The following is a 5348-nucleotide window of genomic DNA, read 5'->3' as shown; positions in this document are numbered from 1 at the left end:
AGTAAATTAATTTAAAGGAGAATAATACTATGAGCGGCTTTAATGCAGTATTAGCAAGAAATACGGAGAATGCTCCAAAAGAAATCGGTCTATCTTCACAAACTGTAGCTTTCTCTCATTACAACAATCTTTCGGCACAACTACCGATTGACCCAAAAACAGGCAAACTCGTTGCTGGCGGTATAAAAGAGCAAGCAGAGCAATGTTTTAAAAACATCAAGGCGATTGTAGAAAGTGTTGACCACACTATGAATGATGTTATTAGAATTACTGTATTTGTACGAAATATTAAAGATGTTGATGCTGTTGATGAAGTTTATAAATCATTCTTCCCAACCTATTTACCTACTAGAACGACTATTGCAGTTGCTGCATTACCATTAGACGCCTTAGTACAAGTCGATACACTTATCTCAAACGGTGTTGGTTCAATTCCAAATGCACCTCAAGCTGGTGATCTTATCAAACTTACAAACAATACTGCAAATGCACCTTTAAGTCCTTTATCTTCACAAGCTGTTGCTTTTTCTCATTATAATAATATTACAGCTCAATTACCGATTGATCCAAAATCAGGAAGATTAGTTATTGGTGGCGTTAAAGAGCAAGCTGCACAATGTTTAAAAAATATTAAAGCGATTTTAGAGAGCATTGACGTACCATTTGATGATATTGTTAAAGTGAATGTATTCCTTAAAAATCTTTCTGATCTTGAAGCTGTGAATGAAGTTTACACGACTTTCTTCCCTGATTCTGCTATTGCTCGAGCAGTGGCTTACATGCCTGCAAGAACAGTACTTGAAGTATCTGCACTTCCTATGGAGGCACTTGTTCAAATGGAAGCGGTTATTTCACATGGCGATGGTACACCACCACAGCTTATTGAAGATAGACATGGGATTATCATAGAAGCAAACAATACTGGCAATGCACCAAAAAGTAAATTGTCAACTCAAACAGTTGCTTTTTCTCACTATAACCACGTTTCAGGCCAATTGCCTTTAGACCCAAAAACAGGTGCAAAGGTAGCTGGTGGTGTAAAAGAGCAAACTGAACAATGCTTAAATAATATTAAAGCAATTATCGAAAGTGTTGACCATGTTATGGCAGATGTTGTTAAAGTAAACATCTACCTTAAAAACATTGCAGACTTAGATGCTGTTAATGAGGTTTACAAAACATTCTTCCCTGGCGGTATTCCTGCTAGAAGAGTCGTAGGCGTATCATCAATTCAAGAAGATGCATTGGTATTGATCGATGTAGTTCTTGGCAACGAAGAAGGTACACCACCAATCGCATAAACCGTCCTTAGAGTATAAAGTTAAAGCATCACCAGTAATTTTCTAACTTTGAAAATTAACTGGTGATGCTTTTTTATCTAATAAATATACTTATACCGTGTATTGGTTCTATAATAAAATTTTACAGTACTTTCATAAAATAAATAATTTCTCACCGATTTCTTTGCGTCAGTATAGACTTAAAGAAACATAATTCTATTTTCCTTAGGCGTAAAAAAAGACGTATATCTCTACGTCTTTTATGAAAAGATGATTTGTGAATTATTCAATTGAAATTCCATTTTTAAGACAATATAAAACCGGAAAGATACTTTGTCGATACAAAATTTCAAATTCAGGTGATTTATAATTGGGATTAATCTGATGAACCACTTCAACCTGTAGCTTTGACATATGACACATAGGATAAAGGCCTATGGCTAAGGTGAGTTGAGTGATTATAAAATTCTCGATTTGTAATTGAGAAACTTCTGGTAGAAGCTCAGAATATAATTTAAAAAGGTCTGATTGATATCTAAACATCTCCATTTTAAAGTCAACAAGCGCTTCCTTTGAAACATTTTTTTCTATTGATGTAAATAAAAATGTCAGAAGTTCAACAAGTCGAGGCTTCGAACTCAAAGTAAGACTAATGATATCTGCAACTTCTTCTATCGTATAAAGCGTATTAATTTTAAATGACTTTACAAGCGTTGTCACCCACTCTTCAAGATCTGTCAAAATAATTTTCAATAAAATTTCTTCTTTGGTTGAAAAATACTTATATATAGTAGGTCTTGTAAACTGAGTAAGTTCAGATATTTTACTGAACGTTAAGCCCTCAAAACCATCTTGATTATATATCTGAGAAGCTGCATCTACAATTTCTAAAATTCGCTTCTGAATTTGTGCTTCTGAACGTGCTCTTTTAAAACTCATAATCCCTCCGAAAAAGCCATGGGTAAACGTCACTTAAAACCATTATAACATACATTGTGTAAATTAATAAACATCATCTTTACCTATTAAGAAAGCCTCTTCTAAAATTTGGTCCTTTTAAGATCCACATTAACGACATCGTGAACGATATAAAGATTATAATTGACACTATGTAATTTAAATGTTATGCTCTTAATATAATTTACAGTGTGTAAATAAACTAGGAGGTACATAGAAATGCAATATCGAAAAATACCTAAGACCGGTGATCAAATATCTGCCATCGGATATGGATGCATGCGGTTCCCTACAAAGATGGGTAGAATTGATGAAAAAAAGGCAGAGGAACAAATTCGATATGCAATTGATCAAGGTGTCAATTACTTCGATACGGCTTATCCCTACCATGGTGGTGCAAGTGAAAGTTTTTTAGGAAAAGTATTTAGTGATCCTGAACTGCGAGCAAAAGTAAAAATTGCGACCAAATTGCCCCCTTGGTCAGTCAAAACACGAGAAGATATGGACCGTATTTTAAATGAGCAACTTAAGAAGCTTAATGTTGATTCGATTGATTACTATCTGGTTCACGGTATAATGAGTCCTGATGATTGGTTGCGCCTAAAGTCGCTTGGAATAATAGCGTTTTTAGATTCTGCGAAAGAAAAGGGCCTCATTAAAAATGTCGGTTTCTCATTTCATAGTGATATCAATACATTTAAAGAAGTCGTTAATGATTATGATTGGGCTATGTGTCAAATTCAATATAATTATCTCGATGAAACAAATCAAGCTGGAACAGAGGGCTTGAAATATGCTGCTGAAAGAGATATTGCTGTCTTTGTTATGGAACCTCTAAGAGGTGGTAATTTAGCAGGAAAAATGCCAAAAGATGCCCAAAGGATTTGGGACCAAAGTGAGATGAAAAAAAGCCCCGCTGAATGGGCTTTAAGATGGGTTTGGAATCATCCTGAAGTGACTTGTGTCTTATCGGGCATGAACGTCGATGAACATATTAAAGAAAATATCAAGATCGCCAAGGAGGCTCTGCCAAACCACCTTTCTAAAGATGAACTAGAACGAATATCAAAAGTCAGAGATGTTTTCGTGAATCTAACCAAAGTACCTTGCACGGCTTGCGCATATTGCATGCCTTGCCCAGCTGGTGTTAATATTCCAATGTGCTTTGAAAAATACAATAGCAAATCTTATTTTGGCGGTATGGAGGCTAAGGTAATGTACCTCGTACAAGCTGGTGGGGTTATGGGCGATAAGCCAACACTAGCCTCTCAGTGTATCAATTGTGGTAAATGTGAAAAGCATTGTCCTCAGCACATAGAAATTAGGAAAGAATTGAAAAACGTCACAAAAGACTTGGAGGGCATCTTTGATAAGCCCCTACTTTGGGCTGCAAAACGCGTCATGAAAAAATAATTGAAAGTTGTTATAGCAATGAGTAAAGCACGTCAAATAATTTCTTAAAAAAATTATTGGGCGTGCTTTTTGTATCAAAACCAAAACTTACAGCATTTGCTTAGCAGAAGAAACGGTTACCTCCATTACTCTTGTTAGAAACGAAAACTTTTCTTTCATCATATCAAAATCTGTACCAGATTCAAGAAACTTTGCTGTTCCTTCAATTACAAAACCTGTTCCTTGATAATTGTTATAACCTTCTACTTCTTTACTCCCTAAAGCGATTTTGACTTTTGGATTTACAAGTGTATTTTTTTCTGTTTTTCTCATTGCATATGCAGGAATCAATAGTTTGTGATCTTCTTTGACTACAATATATGAGTTCCATGTGTTAACCATATGGGGTTCATTCTCTCCCCATGAAACAATTGAAACAACCCCTTCTTTTTCCAAGCAATTTAATAATTTTTCTGAAATCATATTTCCTCCAATTTGTTATAAAGATATTTTTGCGAACTCGAAACAATAAAAGATATGATGTATCGTAGATAGTTAATATCTGCGATATATTATATCTGTATTATGCTCTATATTTTTTTAATTGTCAACAGCAAATTAAAATTTCATTCCCTTTAATAGGATTGAAATTTAACAGTGATTCATGTATGATTGAATAACAATATACTATAAGTTTGGAGGAAAAAAATGCAATTCTCAATTGGTGTGGAATATGCCTTACATTGTTTACTATATCTTGTTGATATTCCTGAAGATAAAACAATTGGTATTAAAGAGCTTGCTACTTTTCAAGGAATCTCAGAGTCATACTTATCAAAGGTCTTTACTAAATTAAAAAAAGCTGAACTCATAGATTCCATTCCTGGTGCCAAAGGGGGCTATAAATTAAAACAAACTCCTGAGCAGATCACATTTTGGGATGTGGTTGAAGCAATAGAGGGTAAAGCACCTTTATTTCATTGTGCTGAAATTAGACAGACAAACATTTTGTTGGATCCAAACGATATTCCAAAAGTCTATACTAAAAATCCATGTACCATAAAAAGCGTCATGGACGAAGCCGAAAATCAAATGAAACTTTATTTAAGAGGCAAAACACTACGCTGGCTTTCAAACCATGTCCAAAGCATCTTGCCTAAAGATCAACTTGAAGCTACAAAAGAATGGTTTAACCCATAATTCAAACCGTAAAAAACCTTTAATTCAGGATGAAAATTAAAGGTTTTCTTTACTATATACAACAAAATTTACAACAAAATTTGAGCCGAAAGCTGTGATGAGAAATGTTCAATCTCAAACAGCAGCGAAAATGGGTTTGAGACATCGAAGGTGGCTCAAATGTTGTTTAAATCAAAATATTTAGTTTTAACTTATTTCATTTTAAGTTATTTCATTTTAGGTTATTACATTTTGAGATATTTCGTTTAGAAATATTTTGTTTTAATAATCTCTAAAAAGTCACTTTATAACTTTTGAGATTATTTGAGCTTACATGTATTAATACCAATTAGCTTATAAAGGCCGCAAAAACCTAAAAATCCGGTTGCTGCTGACAAGAGTGCTAAAATCCAAAACCAAGATGCCACTGTAATGCCTAATATCGCAAATACAACTGCCAAAAAATATCTAATATACGCATCTTTTTTACCAACGTTTTTTTCCATAAATTCATCCTCCTGTTGTCTGACTAATACCCTT

The 5348-nt window shown here is 34.1% G+C and carries 6 protein-coding genes; 3 read left to right on the top strand and 3 right to left on the bottom strand.

Annotated features, from left to right (window positions below; translation table 11 throughout):
* Positions 1–29 precede the first annotated feature (29 nt).
* Entirely contained in the window at positions 30–1301 is a 1272-nt protein-coding gene (locus AC220I_RS17800) for a RidA family protein (protein WP_486725213.1), read from the top strand.
* A gap of 261 nt (positions 1302–1562) precedes the next feature.
* On the opposite strand, the gene AC220I_RS17795 is transcribed toward AC220I_RS17800, so the two are convergent.
* Positions 1563–2219: a TetR/AcrR family transcriptional regulator gene (locus AC220I_RS17795; RefSeq protein ID WP_486725212.1), complete on the bottom strand. Its 657-nt coding sequence runs from the start codon at positions 2217–2219 to the stop codon at positions 1563–1565.
* Positions 2220–2456: 237 nt separating this feature from the next.
* Between AC220I_RS17795 and AC220I_RS17790 the strand changes: the two genes are divergently transcribed.
* Positions 2457–3650, top strand: coding sequence for an aldo/keto reductase (locus tag AC220I_RS17790; RefSeq protein WP_486725211.1), 1194 nt, complete (start codon positions 2457–2459; stop codon positions 3648–3650).
* Positions 3651–3737: 87 nt separating this feature from the next.
* Here the strand turns inward: AC220I_RS17790 and AC220I_RS17785 are convergent, their stop codons facing one another.
* Positions 3738–4112 (bottom strand): pyridoxamine 5'-phosphate oxidase family protein, encoded by a 375-nt coding sequence (locus AC220I_RS17785; protein WP_486725210.1) that lies wholly within the window; start codon positions 4110–4112, stop codon positions 3738–3740.
* A 225-nt stretch (positions 4113–4337) separates the two neighbouring features.
* On the opposite strand from AC220I_RS17785, the gene AC220I_RS17780 reads away from it, so the two are divergent.
* The gene (locus tag AC220I_RS17780) at positions 4338–4829 is read left to right on the top strand and encodes an RrF2 family transcriptional regulator (protein WP_486725209.1); all 492 of its coding nucleotides are present in this window, start codon (positions 4338–4340) and stop codon (positions 4827–4829) included.
* A 299-nt stretch (positions 4830–5128) separates the two neighbouring features.
* On the opposite strand, the gene AC220I_RS17775 is transcribed toward AC220I_RS17780, so the two are convergent.
* The coding region (locus tag AC220I_RS17775; RefSeq protein ID WP_486725208.1) for a YgaP family membrane protein at positions 5129–5348 on the bottom strand (220 nt) is incomplete at its 5' end.

The sequence above is a fragment of the Fusibacter sp. genome, from assembly GCF_057447755.1.
This window is presented reverse-complemented; position numbering and strand designations above follow the sequence as displayed.

Coding starts and splice junctions, on each gene's coding strand:
- AC220I_RS17800 (WP_486725213.1), top strand. CDS start 30: ATGAGCGGCTTTAATGCAGTATTAGCAAGAAATACGGAGAATGCTCCA.
- AC220I_RS17795 (WP_486725212.1), bottom strand. CDS start 2,219: ATGAGTTTTAAAAGAGCACGTTCAGAAGCACAAATTCAGAAGCGAATT.
- AC220I_RS17790 (WP_486725211.1), top strand. CDS start 2,457: ATGCAATATCGAAAAATACCTAAGACCGGTGATCAAATATCTGCCATC.
- AC220I_RS17785 (WP_486725210.1), bottom strand. CDS start 4,112: ATGATTTCAGAAAAATTATTAAATTGCTTGGAAAAAGAAGGGGTTGTT.
- AC220I_RS17780 (WP_486725209.1), top strand. CDS start 4,338: ATGCAATTCTCAATTGGTGTGGAATATGCCTTACATTGTTTACTATAT.